Below are 20,625 nucleotides of genomic sequence, written 5' to 3' on the forward strand. Positions count from 1 at the left end.
CTCACCAGATCAACGATGAGTGCGTCCTTCTGCTCCGGTGTCAGGTCCTTGATGTCAGGCATCTTCGTCATGTCCTTCACTATGCACAGCCTGGTAGCAGTTTACAAGCGCTGAATAGTTACGCGGCGGCAAAGAAAGTGCCGCCCCGCACAGGGGCGACACTAATAGACCAATAAGAAATCAAGAAAAGGCCAACACCACGAGGCAAACAGACAAAGCGCCGCGCAGGCAAAAAAAAACCTTAGTCTGCAGCCCGTAACTTCTTAACCTCCGCATCCGACGGCTGCACACTAGCGCCGTCAATATACCGATAAGAAGTCATCACCCCCTTGCCATCCTTAAGCCCGGTGACACCAACAAAAGCCCCCATCGTCGACTGATTATCCTGCGCCCGATACGTAATCGGCCCGAAGGGCGTCTCCACCCCTAAGCCCTTAAACGCGGCAGCGAGCTTATCCGAATCCGTAGACCCAGCCTTCTTGATCCCCGCCGCAATCGACATCAACGCCGAATACCCCACCACCGACCCCAGCCTCGGATAATCGTGATACTTCGCCTGATACGCATCGACAAACTTCTTGTTCGCCGCCGTATCGATCGAATACCACGGGTAGCCCGTCACAATCCACCCCGTCGGCGCCTCCGCACCCAACGGATCAAGATAGTCCGGCTCACCCGTCAGCAACGAAACCACGCTGATATCCTTGAACAATCCGCGCGTATTGCCCTCACGCACAAACTTGCCAAGATCGGCGCCAAACAGCACGTTGAAAATCGCATCCGGCTTCGCGTCGGCAATCGCCTGCGACACCGCGCCTGCATCGACATTGCCCAGCGGCGTCGCCTGTTCAGCGACAAACTGCACGTCCGGCTGCGCCGCCGTCATCAGCTTCTTGAACGTCGCCACCGCCGATTGCCCGTACTCGTAGTTCGGATACACCAGCGCCCAGCGCTTCTTCTTCAGCTTCACCGCCTCCGGCACCAGCATCGCCACCTGCATATACGTCGAAGGACGCAGACGGTACGTGTATTTGTTGCCGTCGGCCCAAACGATCTTGTCCGTCAACGGCTCGGCCGCGAGGAAGAAAATCTTCTTCTGCTTCGCGAAGTCGGTCAGCGCGAGCCCCGTGTTCGACAGGAACCCGCCAAACAGCAATTGCACCTGCTCACGTGCAATCAACTCCTGCGCGACACGGATCGTGTCGCCCGGATTGCCGTTGTCATCGCGCGACACCACTTCGAGCTGTTTGCCAAGGACGCCGCCCGCCGCATTCACCTGCTCGAGCGCCAGATTCCAGCCGTTCTTGTAAGGCCCGAGAAAGGCAGGCTGCGCTTTGTAGCTGTTGATTTCGCCAATCTTGATGGTCTGCTGGGCGCTCGCGCCGACAGCACTAAGCGATAGAACCGTTGAAACCGTAAGGCGAGTGATCCATCCTGCGCGCGTGGTCATGCGTTTCTCCGTTATCAAAAGGATTGCGGGAATGCGGTCGTTCTTATAAAGCGTTCAAGTGTCTCGCGATTCGTTCGGCAAGCCGTGTCGCAAGCCGTGTTACGAGCTGTGCTGCAAGTGGTGCTGCGAGTGATGCTGCAAACCGTGCTGCCATGCGTCTGGCGATTTCACTCTGCCCGCGGCGTCGCGCGGATTCTGGCGACGCTCGCCGTGACGTCCTGCCATGCCGGCTTGCCGCCGGCGAATTGCTGACGCAGGTAGGACACGAGCTCGGCGACCTGGGCATCATTGAAACTGTCCCGGTAAGCCGGCATCGTACCGAGTTCGGGGCGCGCAGGCGAGCCGATACCATCGAGAATCACGCGAATCAGATTATCAGGCGTCGTGCTGTGCAGATTCGTGTTAAGCGCCAGCGACGGATGCGCACCGAACAATTGCGGCCCGCTGCCAGTGTGATGACAGGCAGCACACGCGCCATCGAAGAGACGTGCACCGAGGCCTGTCGTCGCCCCCGTAATCGTGCTGGCCTGCTCGTACTGACGCGCCATCGCCACGGGATTGGCGTTGGGCTCCAGGGGATTCAAAGACGCCAGATACGTGGCCATCGCGCGAATATCACTGTCGGGCAATGCCGCCAGATCGCTGACGACCGGCGCCATCGGCCCGGCCGCGACGCCATGCAGCGGCGCGTGACCGTAGCGCAGATAGCTGAACAGTTCATCCTCGCTCCAGGGCACGGGCGCGTTGGAAAGCGTCGACAGTGCGGGCGCCTCCCATCCTTCCGCCATGCCGCCGCCCATGAATGCGGCGCCGGTTTTTTCAGCGCCGAATGCATTGCGCGGGGTATGGCATGCGCTGCAATGGCCGAGCCCGTTGACGAGATACGCCCCGCGATTCCATTGCGCACTTTGCGTCGCGCTGGCAGTCAACGTATTGCGTCCGAGGAACAGCCCGTTCCATACGGCCATCAACGGACGCACGCTGAACGGGTAGGCCAGCTTCGTTTCCGGCGGTCGGGAGCGCACCGGCGTTTGCGCCATCAGGTACGCGTAGAGCGCTTTCAGATCGTCGTCGGACGTGTTTTTGAACGATGTGTAGGGAAACACGGGATACAGACGATGCCCATCGCGGCTGATACCTTGCCGCATCGCCCGCACGAATGCGTCGAGCGGCCATGTGCCGATGCCCGTCTGCCCATCGGGCGTAATGTTGGTGCTGTAGACAGTGCCGAATGGCGTATCGAGCGGTCTGCCGCCCGCGTTCGGCACGCCGTTGTGCGCGGTATGGCAAACCGCGCAATTGCCCAGCGCCGCGAGCAGTTTGCCGCGCGCCACCAGTTCGGGCGCAAACGCGCTCGCAAGCGGTGGCGTAAACGGCGCAATAGCTTGTGGCGTCAACGCCAATGCACCTAGCCAGCCGGCCGCGCCCGCGGCGATTGCGCCGAGAAAGCCGAGCCGCCAGCGCTTCCTTTTGCGCGCCGCCGCTTCTTCCGCCTGCGCATCGGCGAGCGCGGCGCGGATTGTCTCGGGCGTGAACGGCGGTCTGCGAAAACGCACACCTGTCGCGTCGTACAGTGCGTTGGCTATCGCCGCGGCGCCAGGCAGCGAAGCCGATTCGCCGGTACCCATCGGCGGCTCGCCGTGGCGCGGCATCATCACCACATCGATCACCGGCACTTCACGGAACGTCAGGATCGGGTACGCGCCCCACTCCTGACTCGTGACCGCGTTCTCGCCGAACGTCACGCGTTCTTTCAACGCACGGCTGGTTGCCTGGATCACGTTGCCGTGTATCTGATGACGTACGCCGTCAGGATTCACCATGGTGCCGGTGTCCTGGCCAACCACCACGCGCGTCACCGCGAGTTCGCCGCTCTTGCGATTGACCTCGACGTCGGCCACCCACGCGGACCATGCCGCGCCGAACCCAGGGAATTTGCTGTGCACGTAACGGGCGTAAGCGAAGCCTCTGCCCCGCGCAATGTCGCCATCTTCCTCAGCATCTTTCAATGCAACGTTACGGGGCTCCCAGCCCGCTTTCTCAGCCACTGCCTTGACGAGATCGATCGCACGCGGATCAGTGAGATGCTTGAGCCGAAACTCCACGGGATCGACGCCCGCTTCCGCCGCGAGCTCGTCAATGAAAGATTCATGCGCGAAAGTGTTCGGCAAGGCTGACACGCCCCGCAGCCATGACGCGCGCACAATCGGGGGCGTGTCGTCGCAGACAATGCGCATGGTCTGGTAGTCGTACGGTGGCACGGCCGTGCGGTCACCCATTTCGAATACCTGCGGCTGCGCAGAGAGGGTCCCGGTGAGCAGCAGCGCTAACGTGGGGGCGTCGTTCGATGGATAGCGCGTCGCGAAGTCGTACGCCGCGAGTTCGCCTTCCGCACCTAAGGCGCCGCGCACGTCCATCAATTGCGCGGCGCCCTTGGGCTCCCATGCATGCTCGTCTTCGCGCGATAGTTGCACACGCACCGGACTGCCGGTCGCGCGCGATAACAATGCGGCGTCGGCGGCGACATCGTCCGCGCAATTGCGGCCATAGCAGCCTGCCGCTTCCATGCGCACGATTTCGATGTGCGCTTCGTCCAGCGCCATCAGCAAGGCAAGATCGGCACGCAACGAATGGGGATTCTGCGTGCCCGACCAGACTTTCAGCTTCTCATCCCGGTAGTCGGCCACCGCGCACGATGGCCCAATCGACGCATGCATCTGAAACGGCCATACGTAGGTGCGTTCCAGCGTTCGAGCAGGGTCTCGCGCAAGTGCTGCATCGATATCGCCCTCGATCACCAGATCGCGTCGTGTGGCCGGATTCGCTCTTAGCGCAGCCTCCACTTCCTCACTGGTTTCGAGCGGTGGCAAACCCTCTACAGCTTTCCACTTCACATTCAACCGCTTCACCGCCTGCTGAGCGATCTCTTCGCGCTCAGCCACGATGCCGACGAAATCGCGAATCACCACGACTTTGACGATGCCGGGCAAATCACCGATCGACGCCTCGTCGACGTGCAGCAGACTGTTGCCGATGAAGTCGCCTTGTGCGACACCCGCATAGGGTGGCCGCACAACGCGGCCGTGCAACATGCCCGGCACGCGCACGTCATGCACGAAACTCAATTCGCCGGTTGCCTTCGCCGGGATATCGACACGCGGCGTGCTCTTGCCGACGATCTTGTACGCGTCCGGCGATTTCAAAGGGGCATCGGTGGAAAGCGTCAATTCGATGCGCCGCCCGGCGATCAACTCGCCGTAGCTCAGGCCTTTTGCAGTGGCGTCGGCGCGGTGAACGACCACACCGTCTCGCACGTCGAGTTGCTCGACACCCAGGCTAAGACGCGCCGCCGCTTCCGCCAGCAGAAATTGCCGCGCTTGCGCCGCTGCATGCCGTAACGGCACCGCCGATATCTGGATCGTTGCGCTTGCAATCGTCGGCCCCTGATTCGGCGCTTCGCTGGTGTGGCCCAGTACCAGCGACACGCGCGTCAGCGGCACATCCAGTTCTTCCGCGACGATCTGCGCGAGTGCCGTGCCGATGCCGGTACCGAGATCGACGTGACCGTTGAACGCCACCACGCTGCCGTCGCTGCGCACCACGAGAAACATGTCCGCATCGGTTGGCACAAACGACGAACGTGACCCCGGCTGACCGATCGCCGGTTTCTCGGGCGCCTGCGGTGGCCGCGTGATGATGAGCACATTCTGCGCGTCATAGAGCTGCTGCCGCGATAGCGGCGCGGCACGTCGATCGACGCTGAAATCCGGCCCCGTCATGCGTGCACTCCGTTAGGCAACGCCGACTGGGCAGCGAGCAATTCAGCCGCGCGCTGCACCGCACGCACGATCTCGACATGCGTACCGCAACGGCAGAGGTTGCGCGACAACTCCCGCTGGATCGTCTCGACGCTCGGATGCGGATCGCGATCGAGCAACGCTTTGGCGGTCATGATCATGCCGTTCAGGCAATAGCCGCACTGCGCGGCCTGTTCTTCGATAAAAGCCTGCTGCACCGGATGCAGCGCGGCACACGTACCCAGTCCTTCGAGCGTGGTGATCTCACGCCCCAATGCAACCTTCGCGGTTGTCACGCATGAACGCGTCGGCATGCCGTCGAGCAAGACCGTACACGCGCCGCATTCGCCGAGACCGCAGCCGAATTTCGGACCGTTCAACGCCAGGTCGTTACGCAGCAGATAAAGCAGCGGCGTGTCGGCGGCGGCGTTGACACGATACGTCGCGCCGTTGACGTGCAGCGTAAGTGGCGCCGGGCGGTTCATGACAATGCCGACCACGCCCTGCGGCGCGCGGTCAAAGCACCACCGGCACTTCGGTCGCCGGTGGTGTATTGCGGCTACGCCGGCAGCGGATCAAACCGTCGATCATCACCATGCCGACGCCTGGAATATCGCCGAGCTGCACGCTTTCCAGCAGCGTATCGGCGGCCGTATGCTGTGCGCGGTCCATGAAGACGAGGTCGGCGGGACGGCCTACTTCGATCAGACCCTGGCGCAAATTGCGTTGCCGCGCGGTGTTGCCGGTCGCGAAGCAGAAGGCGATCTCAGCGGGGATGTCGGCGAGGCTGGAAATCAGCGCGATCATCCGTAAAATGCCGAGCGGTTGCACGCCGGAACCCGCCGGGCTATCGGTGCCGAGAATAATTCGATGCGGACACTTCAATTCGACCGCATGACGTGCGGTCAGCAGCGCGATCCGTTCGTTGCCGTTGTGAACGATCTCCAGCGCGCGGCTCGATTGCTCGCACAGATCGCAGACGTGCCGATAGGAAAGCGACGTATGGCCGCCGTTGATGTGGCCGATCACGTCCGCGTCGGCGGCGAGCACCACATCTCTATCGATCAGACCCGAGCCTGGAATCGACGGGCCACCCGTGTGAATCGTGCTTTGAATGCCGTACTTGCGTGCCCAGGCGACCATTTGCCCCGCTTCCTCGCCGCCCTTCACGCTGCCGAGACCCACTTCGCCGAGCAGCTTCACGCCCGCTTCCGAAAGCTCCTTGAAGTCCTCCTCGACCATGCCCTTCTCGATCACCGGCGCACCTGCCATGACTTTCACGCCGCCACCGACACCCGCGCCGCGCATGCCTTCAAACGAACGTTGCGCGGTAATAGCCAGCGCCTTGACGCCGATTACGTCTTTCGGACGGCCCGGCAAATGCACTTCGCCGGCGGAGATCATCGTCGTCACGCCGCCGTTCAGATTCGATTCGATCCAGCCCATCTGATTCTGGCGCGGCGTCCAGTCGCCGAACACCGGATGCACGTGAGAGTCGATCAGACCCGGGGCCACGGCCGTGCCTTTGCAATCGACCGTAGTCCGCGCGCCTTCGAGATCGCAGTCTTTCTCGCGGCCGACCGCGACGATCACGCCGTCGTCGATCACCAGCGTGTCCGCGTCGAGAATCGGCTGATCAATATCGCCGGATAACAGCAGACCGATGTTCGTTACCACGACCTTGCCCGACAAGCCTGTCAACGTCTCTGCTGCCATCTGCATCTCCTTTCGCAACGACTGCCCGGCGCCGCCTGCGTGCACACCCTGCACGCCCTGTGCGCCGATGGAATCACACGCTCAGATAAGCGCGCCGCACTGTTTCGTTCTTTGCGAGTTCGCCGATCGTGCCGCTGAAGCGGATCTGTCCTTTTTCGAGGACGTACGCGCGGTCGCTGACCAACTCGGCGAAATGCAGGTTCTGTTCGGACAACAGAATCGACAGCCCTTCGCGCTTGAGTTCGAGAATCATGTTTGCCATCTGTTCGACGATCACGGGCGCGACGCCCTCGGAGGGTTCGTCGAGCAGCACCAGATACGGATTGCCCATCAGCGTGCGTGAAACGGTGAGCATCTGCTGCTCGCCGCCGCTCATCTGCCCGCCGGGACGTTTCGGCATTTCGCCGAGATTGGGAAACAGACGGAACAGCTTTTCCGGCGTCCATTGCGGCGCGCCTTCGCGCGGCGGTTGACGGCCTGCGTCGAGGTTTTCCATCACCGTCAGATCCGAGAACACGCGGCGGTCTTCGGGGACGAAACCCATGCCCATCCGAGCGATCCGATACGGCTGCAACGTCGTGATGTTCTGCCCGCGAAACCGCACCTCGCCTTGACGACGCGGCAGCAAGCCCATCACCGCTTTCATCGTCGTCGATTTGCCGGCGCCATTGCGGCCCATCAGCGCGACGACTTCGCCGCGGCCAACTTCGAGGCCGACGTCGAACAGAATGTGCGCGCGGCCATAGAACGCGTTGAGGCCGGAGACTTTCAGCATCGGCTCGCTCATTGCAGCGCTCCTTGCCCTTGATGGCCGCCTGCCGCTTCATGCAGCGGCGCGCGTGGCTGGAAGGTCTTACCGGTGCCGAAATAGACCTCCTGCACGCGTGTGTCGTTGCGGATCGTTTCGGCGTCTCCTTCAGCAATCAGTTTGCCGCGCGCGAGCACGATCATACGATCGGCGTACGCGAAGACGACGTCCATGCTGTGCTCGGTAAACAGCACACCGATCTTGTGCTCGGTGACGAGACGCTTGGTCAGCGCCATCAGCTCGTTGCGCTCCTTCGGCGCCATGCCGGCAGTGGGTTCGTCCATCAGCAACAGCTTCGGGCGGTTCGCCAGTGCGATAGCGAGTTCAACGCGTTTGACGTCGCCGTATGCGAGCACGCCGCAAGCGCGGTTCGCGTCGGCGCCCATACCGACCTGTTCGAGCAGCGTCATGGCTTCATCGGCGTAGCGCGAGCCCGCGGCTTTCCACAGACCGAAGGTCTTGCGTTCACGCGAGACCAGGGCCATCTGCACGTTTTCGAGCACGGTCATCGAGTTGAAGGTCGCGGCAATCTGAAACGTGCGGCCGACGCCCAGCCGCCAGATATCGCGTGGCCGCATGCCGACCAGTTCATGATCGTCGAGACGAATCGAACCTGACGACGGCTGCAGTTGCCCGTTGACCATGTTGAAGCAGGTCGACTTGCCCGCGCCATTCGGACCCAGCAGCGCCAACAGTTGACCAGCTTCGAGGTCGAAAGACACATCGTCGACCGCTTTCAGGCCGCCGAACGATTTGGAGAGGCTGGAGACGCGCAGCAAGCTCATAGCCCCTCCTTGATCGCGGTACCTTGTGATGGCGATGAGGCGCGCTCTTCTGCCTTATCCACCGGATCGTCGCCAAAACGCTCGCGAATGAAACCGACGATGCCCTGCGGAAACGCAATCACCAGCAGCAGGATCGTGAAACCCAGCAACGCCTGCCAATAATCGGTTTGCCGCGCGACGGTGTCCTGCAGCCACGTGAACACGGCTGCGCCGACGATCGGGCCAGTCAACGTCTGCAAGCCGCCGAGCAGCACCATCACGAGGCCGTCCACTGAGCGGCTCACGCTGATCACCTCCGGTGAAATCGTCCCTTTGGAGAAAGCATAAAGCGATCCGGCGAGCCCGCAAAACAGCGACGCGACGACGAAGGCCGCCCACTGCACGCGTTTCACGTCGATGCCGATCGCCTCTGCGCGCAGCACCGAATCGCGCGACGCCCGCATCGCGTAACCAAGCGGCGAGAACAGCATCTTGCGCAACAGCCACACACCGACCACGGCGCAGGCGAGCGTCAGATAATAAAAAGCGACCGGCGACGACAACCAGTTCGACGGCCATAAGCCGAGAATGCCGTTACTGCCGCCCGTCACGTCGTCCCACTGGAACACGACCGACCAGACGATCTGCGCGAACGCAAGCGTCAGCATCGCGAGGTAGACGCCGGAGAGACGCACGCAAAACCAACCGAACACGAGCGCGCCTGCCACTGCAAGCAAGGGGCCGAGCAGTAACGCAGCTTCCATCGGCAGATTCAAAACTTTGAGGAACAGCGCGGCGCCGTAGGCACCGAGGCCGAAGTACGCGGCGTGGCCAAACGAATGCATGCCGCCGGGGCCCATGATGAAATGCAGACTCGTTGCGAACAACACGGCGATCAGGATTTCAACCAGCAGCACCGGCATGTAGGGAAACGCATTGGCCGCAAGCGGCGCGAGTACCAGCACCAGCAAAGTGACTGCCGCCAACCATTTCAGGCGCTTGCCTGCGGGTCTTAATGGCGCTTCAGGCGCAGCCATGCCACGCACCGCGGCGCTCGCCTTCCCTAGCAAGCCCCAAGGCCGTACCACCAGCACCACCGCCATCACGACAAATTCTGCGACCAGCGTAAAGCGGCTCAACGACAGATCGATACCGAACACCGACACATGCCCGATGCCGATGCACAGCGCCTTGATCTCCGCGATCAGCAATGCTGCGACGAACGCGCCTGGAATCGACCCCATTCCGCCGACCACCACCACGACGAACGCATTGCCGATGGTCTCCAGATCCAGCGACAGATTCGCCGACATCCGCGGCCCTTGCAGCGCGCCGCCCAAACCGGCGAGAAACGCGCCGACGAAAAACACGCCGGTAAACAGCCATGCCTGATTGATGCCAAGCGCGCCGAGCATCTCGCGATCCTGCGTCGCGGCGCGCACGAGCGTGCCCCAGCGTGTGCGCGTCAACGCGTACCAGAGCAGCAGCAACACCACTGGCCCGATCACGATCAGCGCGATATCGTAGGTCGGTAGCGGATGGCCGAGAAAATCGACTGCGCCGGCCAGATGCGGCGCACGGGGTCCGAAGAGGTCTTCCGGGCCCCACAGCCACAGCGCGGCGTCGCGAAAGATCAGCACCAGCGCGAATGTCGCCAGTAGGTGGAACAACTCGGGGGCCTGGTAGATACGCCGTAACACGATCATTTCGACCAGCGCGCCGAGCACCGCGACGACCAGCGCGGCAGCCAGCACCGACAGCCAGAACCCACCCGCCGTATGGCCGAAGCGGCTCGCGATGCTATACGCGACATAGATGCCGAACATATAGAACGAGCCGTGCGCGAAGTTGACGATGCGCGTCACGCCGAAGATCAGCGACAAACCGGCGGCGACGAGAAACAGCGTCGACGCGTCGGCGAGCCCGTTGACCAGTTGTACCAGCAGATTCGAAAGCATCGCGACCCTCGAAATAACTCAGCGCAAACCGTCTTCGCCTTTGATCTCACTCACCTGTAATCCGCCGATGCGCGGCAGCGGCCGGCCTGAGGCCGTCACTGCGACCGCCACGACGATTTCGTTCGCGCGCGGCGCGTCGGACACCCGCGCCTCGATTGCGTCGAAGTGACTGCGCACGAAGGCGGCGTCCTTGTGGCCGAGCGGCACGTCGATCGCCGTGCCGAGCGTACCCATTTTTTTCGCCGACGGCACCAGCGCCGCCCCCTTTTCGACCGCGACCCGCAGCGGCGCGCCGAGCTTCGGGTGAAGAATCGCCGCCGCATGTTCCAGTTCGCCCGCTTCGCCGACGATCGCCGCCTTGCCGTAGCTTTGCGCTTCGCCGGGCTGGATGCCTAGCGCTTCGACGCACTTGTTGCCAAGCAACGCACCCAGTTCCTCACCGGCTTCGATCAGTGCGTCCAGCTTGGCCTCATAGCGGCCCGCATAAGGATTATCGATCACCGCGATTGCGACGGCACGGCGTGTCGGCGGCTCGATAGTCTGCCCCATTTCAATGCGTGTTTCATCGACCTGCACGACCAGCTTGCGAAGCTTGATTGCCATTTCGATCTCCGGGTATCGATGCGTGTTCTGCCTGAGTGCTTCGGCTTATTGCTTCACCTCAGTGCTTCTGTTCAATGATTCAGCGAATGACGTGGTTCAAGCGCCGTTCAGCGCAAGCCGTCCTTGCCCACAATCGCCTCCTTCGCAAGCCCGCCGACACGCGCATGCACGCGCTGTCCCGTGCTCATCACGAGGATAACCACCAGTTCGTCCGCGGCGGGGGCACCGGGCACGCGAACTTCGATCGCATCGAAATGACTGCGCACGTAGCTCGCATTCACATGCGTCAGCGGCACATCGAGCGCGGTGGAAGGCGCGCCGACTTTCTTGGTCGACGGCACGATCGCGTTGGTCGGCACGCCGTTTTTCTCCAGCAATTCGCGCATTGCATAGCCACCGGGAACATGCCACAACGCGCCATGCTCGAGTTCGCCACGCGAGCCGATGATTGCGCCCTTGCCATAGCCTTCGATCGACGCGTGCGGCACGGCCATCGCCGCCAACAGCCGTTGCGCCATGTCCAAGCCGATCGGCTTGAGCGCTTCCATGGCGTGTTCGATTTTCGCTTCGTAGCGGCCGGCGAACGGATTCGTCATCACCGCGGCAATCGCGCCGCGCCGTAGCGGATGCGCGGGCGCAGGACCGAACTCGTGGAAAATGTCTTCGACGTGCGTCAGCACGCGGCGTATTTCGAACACGGAGCCTCCGTTGTTGTTCCAGCGCGATTCCTGAACAACGCGCCTTTGTGATGGGTACCCGCCACCCGCGCCTGCCCCTGCAGGAACAGCGCGGCGCCTTCGATCAGGCCTTGTTCCTGCAAGCGTTGCGCGGCCTCGACACCGCGTGCCAGCGCGAGATCGATCAGCGGTTGCGGCAAGGACGGCACGTCGACAGTCACAAGCATGTCACCGAGGTCGCTATCGTCCTTCAACGAGGAAGCCGGCCTGCGCACAATGCCCGCATGCTCCAGATTAACGGCATTGGCGATCACCGTCGCGGCGGCATCGGCGGTGGCGGCGTTGCGGGCGAGCACCGTCACACTGTCGGCGATCCCCCGGCTGAAACTGCGTCCGCGCCAGCCACTGGTCGCGACGCCGCGAATCGGCATGGCGGCGTCGAGCGTCACGTTCGCGTCTAAAGCTGAACCGTCTGACAGAATCGCACCGGAGAAGGCCCCCAGATCGGCGAACACGCCCACACGGTACTGCTGTCCTTCGGTCAAATAAAGTGCGACGTCGCCGCCGTTGTTGATGAAGGCGCGCGCTATCCCTTCACGGGCGAACGCCGCGATCAACTCGTCGGCGACACTGCCTGCAACGGCCGCCATCGGCGTGATGTAGCGCGCGCGGTGAGGATGACATGCGCTCCACATGCGGCGGGCGACCGGGCCTTTCAGCGCGCAGTCGCTATGCGCCGCGCTGCCCGGCACAGGCCGCCGAAGCAACGTCAACTCGCCGACCAACTCAGGCAACACGTCGACAAAACGCGCCCAGCACGCCTCGTAAGCGGCCTGCACCGCCGAGGCTTCGCCGTCCGCGCTGAGGATTAGATCGATGGGCCCATGCTGCCAATGCCAGCGGGCCGCGTCGAGCTGGGTGCGGGTTGCGTTCATCGCGTTCGTCGTGTCGGTCATGTTATCGCCATTAGCCAAGCATCGGCGGCATGGCAGGCGGCCACGGGTTGTCCGGATTGCGCGCCAGGGTTCTGCGCCCGAGCGGCGCCCCTTCTGTATGTTCCGGCCCGTTCGCCAGTACGCTTGCCAGCGAACGCACCGCGTTGAGATGGCCGCCGAGATCGCGATACGCGTCATACGTCATGGTGAATTCGATCGGCGCGACGATCGCGGGCGTCGGCACGGTGCCGAACGATCGATCGGGCATGCGCGAGACATCGACCATCACGGTAATGCCGCCACCCGGCCACACATAGGCTGGCGCACCACCACATGTTACGTTCACCAGCTTCTGTTTGATCGCGCGCGTGAGCAGGACCGGGTTTTCCGTTGCACCTGCTCGCAAGCTGCCGCCCGCGCCGCCGAGAAACAGCACCGTCGCAAGCGACGGCTCGCAGTTCTCGCCGATTCGATCGACCGTGCGGCGCACAGCATCCGGCATGGCCGCGATGCGCGGCACGAGGTCGTGATCGAGCTCATACCACTGCGCGTGTTCGCCAGTGGTCGACACCATCAGCAAGCGCATGCCAGGTTTCGCCACGGCGGGATCGAAACCTTCGACAATCGCCAGCGGGTCCTGAATGTCAGTGCCGCCCCACCCGGTGCCGGGATTCGCCACCTGGAAATAGCGGCCCGGGGTCGATTTGCGTCCGCGAATCTTCAGACCTGAGCGCGTCATGCCGAGGCAGCGGCCCGCCTGGTGTTCAGTCAGCACGCCGGTGATGTGATCGTCGACCACCACTACCTCGTCCGCATGACCGAACCATTGCTTCGCAAAGATGCCAATGGTGGCCGACCCGCAACCCACCCGCATACGCTGTTCTTCGACGCCGTCGACAATCGGCGCCGCACCCGCGCGAATCACCAGACTCGCACCGCCGTCGATGGTCAACTCCACTGCGTCCTTGTTGCCGAGCGCGAGCATCATGTCGCACGTCACGCGGCCTTCTTTCTTACTACCGCCAGTCAGATGATGGACGCCGCCGAGACTCAGCATCTGCGAGCCATACTCCGCCGTGGTCACATGGCCGACAATCTCGCCGTGGCAACGCACGTTCGATTGCTCCGGCCCAAGAAAGCGGTCGGTATCGATCTTCACCTTGAAACTGCAGTAGCTGAAAATGCCCTCGGTGACGACAGTAATCATATCGACGTCGTCGAGCTTCGAGGAAACGATGAAAGGCGCGGGTTTGTAGTCGGGATAAGTGGACGATGCACCAATGCCGGTGACGAACAGCGCCTGTTCCGCGGCAGGATCGTGCACCTCGGACGATGCACCAAATTCGACCATGGCGTCCGTGCTGTGTGTGGCCGCTTCAGGCGAACCCGCAGCGCGCGACAGAAACACCACGGGGTCGACGCGAATCAGCCGCCCATCCGCATTCGCATAACGATCGCATGCGCCAGTGCGGCCCTCCGATATCTGGCACAACACCGGGCACGCATTGCATTCGATCTTGTTCGACGCCATCCGCTCGCTGCGCGGCGACGCTTTCTCGAGCACGGTCGGACCCGGCGTCGAGGCAGTTTCGCCGTCGACGCTCTCCGCACCGAAATCGACCTTCGTATGTTCTGTCATGGTGGGGTTCCCATACGACGACATTACAATCGGTCCCGCCCGGCTGACGAATAGCCCCTGCCTGAAGGGACTTTCGCGTGATCCGCATTGCTTCCATGTTGCGGTCACTCACCGTTCGTGTAGTATCCGCTACACCAAACTTGCTTGAAATCTACTCGATCAAAATAGACTGCGCAACGAGTTTCCCGGCGAACACCCGAATGCTGCGGCGCGGCATCGCCGCATGAATCACGATTCAATCTACGCCGAAGCATGTGATCTTGCAGGGCATTTCGTCGCGCGCAATATGGGCTGTATGATGAAGGCGCGCCGTGCTCAAGCGTGCCTAAGTGTGCCTTCGTGGCTGCGGTGCATGCCGTTTAACCTGACGCCAACCAGGAGATCCGAGACTGCCATGAGTCCCACTGCCGCCCGCAAGCCGGGCGCTATCGGCATCCGAGCGAAGCAGGCGCAAGACACGCGCGCCAAGATTCTCAAAGCGGCAATCAAGGTCTTTGCCAAGCAAGGCTATGCAAGCGGCCGGGTCGAAAGTATTTCGAAGGCCGCGCATTCGCACGACCGGATGATCTACTACTACTTCGGCAGCAAGGAACAATTGTTTGTCGAAGTCCTGGAGACGATCTACACGCAGTTCAACGAAGCCGAAAGCAAGCTCGATCTCGATCTGGACGATCCCGTGCACGGCCTCGAGCAGATGGTCGAATTCGTTTGGCAGTACTACCTCGATCATCCCGAGTTCGTCACGCTGCTGTCGAGCGAGAATCTGCACCAGGGCAAGCACGCGAAGAAATCGTCAAAGCTGAAGGAGATTTCGGGCTATGCAATTTCGGTTGTGCAACAGTTACTGGATGCGGGCAAGGCGCAAAACGTCTTTCGTACCGACGTCAAAGCGCGTGATGTGTACCTGATGATCGCGTCGCTCGGTTATTTCTATAACGCCAACCAGTACACACTGGGTGCGTTTCTTGGCGAACCGCTGATGGACAAGGCCGCACTCGCGCATTGGCGCGAGGTCATCAAGGATACGGTGCTGCGCGCGGTGCGCTTGCAACTGCCGGCTGAAACGGCAGTGATGAATGAGAGCAAGATTGCCTGAAGCGCGTTTCGTCTGACGCACGCTTCAGGCTCCGCATCACGCTTTAATATCGCTTCAATCCGGCGGGGAAATACGACGGTGCGACGGCAGCGCGACGGCGGAACACGGCGACAGCGCGGCACGCGGCGAGTGCCGGTGCGGCCACACGCCGCGCCCCTGCCGCAGCGTCGTTACGCCTTTGCCGCTGCGGCGTCGTCTTCGCGGAACAGTTTATCGGCGAGGTGGAACGCCGAATTGGCTGCCGGCACGCCGCAATAAATCGCGGTTTGCAACAACACTTCCTTGATCTGCTCGCGCGTCACGCCGTTGTTCTTCGCGGCGCGCAAATGCAATGCGAGTTCTTCGCTGCGATTGAGCGCGACCATCATCGCGATGGTCAGCAGGCTACGCGTGTGACGCGGCAAGCCTTCGCGCGTCCAGATTTCGCCCCACGCATAGCGGGTAATCAGATTCTGGAACTCTTCGGTCAACTCAGTGCGATTCGCGAGCGACCGGTCGACGTGCGCGCTGCCCAGCACCGCGCGGCGCACATCGAGTCCGGCTTCGTAGCGGTCTTCGTCGTTCATTTCTGCTCCGTCAGGAAGTCGAGCACGGTCTTCGTAAAGGTCTCGGCTTTCTCGATGTTGGAAATATGCGCGGCGTCCAGTTCGACGTAACGCGCGCCCGGAATCGCTTGCGCCAATTCACGGCCTTGTGCCGGCGTGGCGGCCAGATCGTGCGTGCCGCTGATCACCAGCGCAGACACCTTGATGCCGGGGGCTTCAGGGCGCAGATCGGTGGCGTCGATGGCGTCGCAATTCGATGCATAGCCTTCCTTGTCGGTGTGCACGAACACGTCACGGATCATGGCCAGCACGACCGGCTCCCGTTCGATGTAGTCGGCGGTGAACCAGCGCGGCAGGACCGCGTCGGCCAGCGCGAGCATGCCTTCCGTGCGAGCCCTCGCGGCGCGCGGCACCCACACTTCCGGCGAACCGATGCGTGCCGCGGTATTGCTCAGCACGACGCGCTCGAGACGATTCGCGTGACGCGCGGCCAGCGCGACGCCGGTGAGGCCGCCCATCGACACCCCGCAGAAATTCGCGCGCGCGATCTTCAGCGTATCCATCAGGCCGAGCACGTCGCCGGTCAGTTGTTCGATCGTGTACGGCCCTTTGGGCGCCTCTGAGTGACCATGACCGCGCGTGTCGTAGCGCAGCACGCGGAAGTGTTTGGACAGCGCCGCGACTTGCGGCGTCCACATCGACAGATCGCTGCCGAGCGAATTCGACAACACGATCCACGGCGCGTTGCCGTGACGGTCACCGTCGATTCGATAATGAAGCTCAGTACCGTTGACTGCGGCGTAGGGCATGCCGGTTACTCCTTGAAAGTGGCGCGCTTCTCGCGCGTGTGATGAAGGGCCAGCGCGGCATCCACATAAGCGTGCGCCTGGCCGACGTATTGGGCGGGATCGAGCAGTTGCGTCAGGCGCTCGAGTGAAAGATGTTCGGTCACGGCGGGGTCCGCCGAGAGCACGTCGAAAAGCGTCTTGCGCTCGGCGATTGCCGCTTTCGATGCGCGCTCAACCAGATGATGCGCATCGAGCCGGCCGATGCTGTCGCCAAGCGCGAGCATCACCGCTTCGCCAAGAATCAATCCGTGCGTGACGTTGAGATTCGCGGCAAGGCGCGGCACATTCACGTTGAGACCCGCGGCGATCTGCTCGATGTTCGCGAGCGCGCCACCTGCAAGGCGCGCGAGATCCGGCAGCGCGTCCCACTCGGCTTGCCAGCCGCCGAGTGCGCGCTCGTGTTCCTGCACCATGCCGGCGAACACGGTGGCCACCAGCCCCGGCGCGCGTGTCGCGGCCGTCAGCACCGCCGCGCAGCCGACCGGGTTGCGCTTGTGCGGCATCGTCGAGGAACCGCCCTTGCCTGCCCCGGCGGGCTCGGCTAGTTCGTCGATTTCGGTTTGCATCTGCAACGAGATATCGCGCGCGATTTTGCCGAGCGTGCCGTTCAGCATGCCGAATAGCGCCGCCGTTTCGGCGATGCGATCGCGCTGCGTGTGCCACGGCAAGGTCGGCACCGTGAGATCGAGCTCTTGAGCCAGCGATTGCGTGACATGCGGCGCCGCATCGCGCAGGCTCGCCAGCGTGCCCGCCGCGCCGCCGAATTGCAGCACCAGCACGCGCGCACGTAATGCATCGAGCCGCTCGCGATGACGCAGCAACGCGTCGAGCCATTGCGCGAATTTCAGGCCGAGTGTGATGGGCAGCGCCTGCTGCAACCATGTGCGGCCGATCATCGGCGTCGCGCGATGGGTGGCTGCGAGTTTCGCCAACGCATCGCACGTCGCTTGCAGGCCGGTGTCGAGCAGATCGAAGGTGTCGCGCAATTGCAGCACGGTCGCCGTATCGATGATGTCCTGGCTCGTCGCGCCCCAATGGACGTACTTCGACGCTTCGGCGTCCGCCGCTTTGACGCGCGCGGTGAGTTGTTTGACGAGGGGAATCGCGAGATTGCCGCCGAGTGCGGCGTCGCGCGCCAGTGCGTCGGCGTCGAGCTGATCGGCCTGGCAGGCCGCCTCGATCGCGGCCACGGCGGTGTGCGGAATCACCTGATGTGCCGCCGAAGCGCGCGCAAGCGCCGCTTCGACATCGAGCATCCGTTGCAGCGTGGCACGCGGCGCCCAGATGTCGTTCATTGGCTGTGTGCCGCAAAGGAGGCCGGTCAGACGGGCGCTGGAGTCGAGCATGGTGGCGTCGATGAGGAAATCGAAAGTGAAGGTTTCGCCGGGGCGATCTGGACGCGCTGCGAGGCGCGCCCCCTGGCGCTATCTATCGAGAGCGTACCGCACACGGCGTTGCCGCGTATTCTGCTCCACATGCCGCCGCGACGGCGGGCGGGATGCGTCGTGCGCCGGACATCGCCGCGACAGCTCGCGGGATGCGTCATACGCCGAACATCGCCGCGACAGCGGGCCGGACGTGTCGTATTTGCCGGATACGCCACATGTGCTGTCCATGCGGTATGCGCCGTGACGTTGGATGACGCGCAGGAAGCGTGCCTCATGCGCGCTCCGGCCAACGGCGCCGGCACGCTAGCGCGGCGCGCGCATTCCGCTTGCCTCGCCAGCATTTCGGCTTCTCTGCAAGGCCAGCGCGCAGACGCCCGCCGCGTCCGGCTATGCTTTTAGGCCGCGCGAGCCGCTTGCGTGCCGTCGATCAGCGGCACGCCGGTCAGTTTGTGCAGCGCATCGAAGTCGATGTCCGAGAAGATCTCGCGTACGACGAGGCCCTTGTCCGTGACGTCGATCATCGCCAGGTCCGTATAGATACGGTCGACGCAGCCCACGCCCGTCACCGGGTACGTGCATTCCGCCGCGATCTTGCTTTCGCCCTGCTTGGTCAGGTGTTCCATCATCACGTAGACCTGCTTCGCGCCGATCGCCAGATCCATGGCGCCGCCGACTGCCGGAATCGCGTCGGGCGCACCGGTGTGCCAGTTCGCCAGATCGCCCGTCGCCGACACCTGGAACGCGCCGAGTACGCAGAAATCCAGATGGCCGCCGCGCATCATCGCGAACGAATCCGCGTGATGGAAGTAGGCGCCGCCCGTGAGCAACGTGACATGCTGCTTGCCGGCGTTGATCAGTTCGTCGTCTTCCTCGCCCTTTGCGGGTGCCGGGCCCATGCCGAGCAGGCCGTTTTCGCTGTGCAGGAAGATTTCCTTGTCGGCAGCGAGGTGGTTGGCCACCAGCGTGGGCACGCCGATACCGAGGTTCACATAAGCGCCTTCAGGGATATCCTGGGCAACGCGCTTGGCCATTTCATCGCGGGTCAGTTTTTTCATGTTGGTCTCCTCAGGCGGCGGTCGCGGATGCAAGCTCGGCTTGATGCACAGCTTGCGGCACTTCGATGACACGTTGCACGAAGATGCCTGGCGTGACGACATTTTCCGGATCGAGCTCACCGAGCGGCACCACTTTCGACACCTGCACGATGGCCGTTTTCGCCGCGCTCGCCATGATCGGCCCGAAGTTGCGCGCGGTCTTGCGATAGACCAGATTGCCCCAACGATCGCCCTTGAACGCCTTGATCAGCGCGAAGTCCGCATGCAGCGGCGACTCCAGTACATAGTGCTTGCCGTCGATCAGACGCGTTTCCTTGCCTTCGGCGAGCTTGGTGCCATAAGCGGTGGGCGTGAAGAACCCGCCGATGCCCGCGCCTGCTGCGCGAATGCGCTCCGCGAGGTTGCCTTGCGGCACCAGTTCGAGTTCGATTTCGCCGGCGCGATAGAGCGCGTCGAACACATACGAATCGGATTGGCGGGGGAACGAGCAGATGATCTTGCGCACGCGTTTGGCTTTGAGCAGCGCTGCGAGGCCGATGTCGCCGTTACCGGCGTTGTTGTTGACGATAGTGAGTTCGCGCGCGCCTTGTTCGATGAGCGCGTCGATCAACTCGGACGGCATGCCGGCCGTGCCGAAGCCGCCGATCATGACGGTCGCGCCATCGTGGACATCGGCGACTGCCGATTGAAGTGACTCGAAAATCTTGTTGATCATGTCGAATTTCCTTTTGGGGCGCTGCGCGCCGCTGGGCTTTTTGCCTTGGCAGGCAGGGGCTTGTGCGGAACGGTCTCCGGCCTGGGCTGGCGGCGGCTCGCCGTGTGGGGATGCGGGCTGGCGCCTTGGGTTTGTTCGTTGTCGATTTGTTCTATATGTGAACACTGATTCGATTAGCGAACGTTGGAGCGATTATGGTTGCCCTTCGGGCGGGTTGTCAAGGTTGGGGATTCCACCTAATCATAGGTTTTTGCCTGCCCGGCGGGGGGGCTTTGCCGTGGGGGCGACTGGCTTTTGGCGCCTTTTCTTCTTGAAATGGTTGCCTGCGCGGCGCTTGTTCGTCTGTTTGCCTGTGGCGTTGGGTTTTGCTTTTGGCTTTTTGCCTGCGCGGCGCTTGTTTCGTCTGTTTGCCTACGGCGTTGGGCTTTGCTTGGTTTGTTGCCTGCGCGGCGCTCTTTGGTTGTGCCCTTGCGGCGTTGGCCTTTCCTTGATTTCTTATTGGTCTATTAGCGTCGCCCCTGTGCGGGGCAGGCACCTACTTTTCTTTGCCTGCCGCGTAACTATTCAGCGGCAGTCAGAGGCGAAACGACGATTCCGGCAAAGCTCAAGGCCAGCGCATCGATTAGCGAAC

General features: G+C 62.6%; 17 protein-coding genes. 1 reads left to right on the plus strand and 16 read right to left on the minus strand.

Annotated elements, in window-relative coordinates; genetic code table 11:
* Window positions 1-241: 241 nt before the first annotated feature.
* The 11 genes from GNZ12_RS40385 to GNZ12_RS40435 all read right to left on the minus strand — a co-directional run bounded on the left by GNZ12_RS40385 (window position 242) and on the right by GNZ12_RS40435 (window position 14,347).
* Window positions 242-1,450 (minus strand): ABC transporter substrate-binding protein, encoded by a 1,209-nt coding sequence (locus GNZ12_RS40385; RefSeq protein WP_172318057.1) that lies wholly within the window; start codon window positions 1,448-1,450, stop codon window positions 242-244.
* 167 nt (window positions 1,451-1,617) lie between these two features.
* On the minus strand, window positions 1,618-5,229 hold the full coding sequence (locus GNZ12_RS40390) for a molybdopterin cofactor-binding domain-containing protein (protein WP_172318059.1): 3,612 nt from the start codon (window positions 5,227-5,229) through the stop codon (window positions 1,618-1,620).
* Window positions 5,226-5,732: a (2Fe-2S)-binding protein gene (locus GNZ12_RS40395; RefSeq protein WP_172318061.1), complete on the minus strand. Its 507-nt coding sequence runs from the start codon at window positions 5,730-5,732 to the stop codon at window positions 5,226-5,228. The genes GNZ12_RS40390 and GNZ12_RS40395 overlap by 4 nt, the downstream gene beginning before the upstream one ends.
* A gap of 31 nt (window positions 5,733-5,763) precedes the next feature.
* Window positions 5,764-6,963 (minus strand): amidohydrolase family protein, encoded by a 1,200-nt coding sequence (locus GNZ12_RS40400; protein WP_172318063.1) that lies wholly within the window; start codon window positions 6,961-6,963, stop codon window positions 5,764-5,766.
* 73 nt (window positions 6,964-7,036) lie between these two features.
* Window positions 7,037-7,750: an ABC transporter ATP-binding protein gene (locus GNZ12_RS40405; RefSeq protein WP_074286505.1), complete on the minus strand. Its 714-nt coding sequence runs from the start codon at window positions 7,748-7,750 to the stop codon at window positions 7,037-7,039.
* Window positions 7,747-8,556 carry an ABC transporter ATP-binding protein gene (locus GNZ12_RS40410; RefSeq protein WP_172318065.1) on the minus strand — a complete coding sequence of 270 codons (810 nt, stop codon included), beginning with the start codon at window positions 8,554-8,556 and terminating at the stop codon, window positions 7,747-7,749. Before GNZ12_RS40410 ends, GNZ12_RS40405 begins: the two co-directional genes overlap by 4 nt.
* Entirely contained in the window at window positions 8,553-10,493 is a 1,941-nt protein-coding gene (locus GNZ12_RS40415; protein WP_172318067.1) for an ABC transporter permease, read from the minus strand. Before GNZ12_RS40415 ends, GNZ12_RS40410 begins: the two co-directional genes overlap by 4 nt.
* 18 nt (window positions 10,494-10,511) lie before the next feature.
* Complete coding sequence (locus tag GNZ12_RS40420; RefSeq protein ID WP_120307087.1) at window positions 10,512-11,096, minus strand: amino acid synthesis family protein; 585 nt, start codon at window positions 11,094-11,096, stop codon at window positions 10,512-10,514.
* A 107-nt stretch (window positions 11,097-11,203) separates the two neighbouring features.
* Window positions 11,204-11,794 (minus strand): amino acid synthesis family protein, encoded by a 591-nt coding sequence (locus GNZ12_RS40425; protein WP_172318069.1) that lies wholly within the window; start codon window positions 11,792-11,794, stop codon window positions 11,204-11,206.
* The gene (locus tag GNZ12_RS40430; RefSeq protein ID WP_172318083.1) at window positions 11,770-12,708 is read right to left on the minus strand and encodes a UPF0280 family protein; all 939 of its coding nucleotides are present in this window, start codon (window positions 12,706-12,708) and stop codon (window positions 11,770-11,772) included. The genes GNZ12_RS40425 and GNZ12_RS40430 overlap by 25 nt, the downstream gene beginning before the upstream one ends.
* 31 nt (window positions 12,709-12,739) lie before the next feature.
* Complete coding sequence (locus GNZ12_RS40435; protein ID WP_172318071.1) at window positions 12,740-14,347, minus strand: 6-hydroxynicotinate reductase; 1,608 nt, start codon at window positions 14,345-14,347, stop codon at window positions 12,740-12,742.
* 394 nt (window positions 14,348-14,741) lie between these two features.
* Here GNZ12_RS40435 and GNZ12_RS40440 point away from each other — a divergent pair, with 394 nt between their 5' ends.
* Window positions 14,742-15,443 carry a TetR family transcriptional regulator gene (locus GNZ12_RS40440; RefSeq protein ID WP_172318073.1) on the plus strand — a complete coding sequence of 234 codons (702 nt, stop codon included), beginning with the start codon at window positions 14,742-14,744 and terminating at the stop codon, window positions 15,441-15,443.
* Window positions 15,444-15,613: 170 nt separating this feature from the next.
* Here GNZ12_RS40440 and pcaC read toward each other — a convergent pair whose 3' ends face one another.
* The 5 genes from pcaC to GNZ12_RS40465 form a co-directional block, all read right to left on the minus strand.
* A complete protein-coding gene (gene pcaC, locus GNZ12_RS40445) occupies window positions 15,614-16,009 on the minus strand; it encodes a 4-carboxymuconolactone decarboxylase (protein ID WP_074286498.1) in 396 nt (131 codons plus the stop codon).
* Window positions 16,006-16,797 (minus strand): 3-oxoadipate enol-lactonase, encoded by a 792-nt coding sequence (gene pcaD / locus GNZ12_RS40450; protein ID WP_172318075.1) that lies wholly within the window; start codon window positions 16,795-16,797, stop codon window positions 16,006-16,008. Before pcaD ends, pcaC begins: the two co-directional genes overlap by 4 nt.
* A gap of 5 nt (window positions 16,798-16,802) precedes the next feature.
* On the minus strand, window positions 16,803-18,182 hold the full coding sequence (locus GNZ12_RS40455; RefSeq protein WP_172318077.1) for a 3-carboxy-cis,cis-muconate cycloisomerase: 1,380 nt from the start codon (window positions 18,180-18,182) through the stop codon (window positions 16,803-16,805).
* Between the two features lie 437 nt (window positions 18,183-18,619).
* Window positions 18,620-19,279: a 3-oxoacid CoA-transferase subunit B gene (locus GNZ12_RS40460; RefSeq protein WP_172318079.1), complete on the minus strand. Its 660-nt coding sequence runs from the start codon at window positions 19,277-19,279 to the stop codon at window positions 18,620-18,622.
* A 10-nt stretch (window positions 19,280-19,289) separates the two neighbouring features.
* Window positions 19,290-19,994, minus strand: a complete 705-nt coding sequence (locus tag GNZ12_RS40465; protein WP_172318081.1) for a 3-oxoacid CoA-transferase subunit A — start codon at window positions 19,992-19,994, stop codon at window positions 19,290-19,292.
* Between the last annotated feature and the right edge of the window lie 631 nt (window positions 19,995-20,625).

The sequence above is a fragment of the Paraburkholderia solitsugae genome (genome assembly GCF_013177695.1).
Taxonomy (GTDB): Bacteria; Pseudomonadota; Gammaproteobacteria; order Burkholderiales; family Burkholderiaceae; genus Paraburkholderia; species Paraburkholderia solitsugae.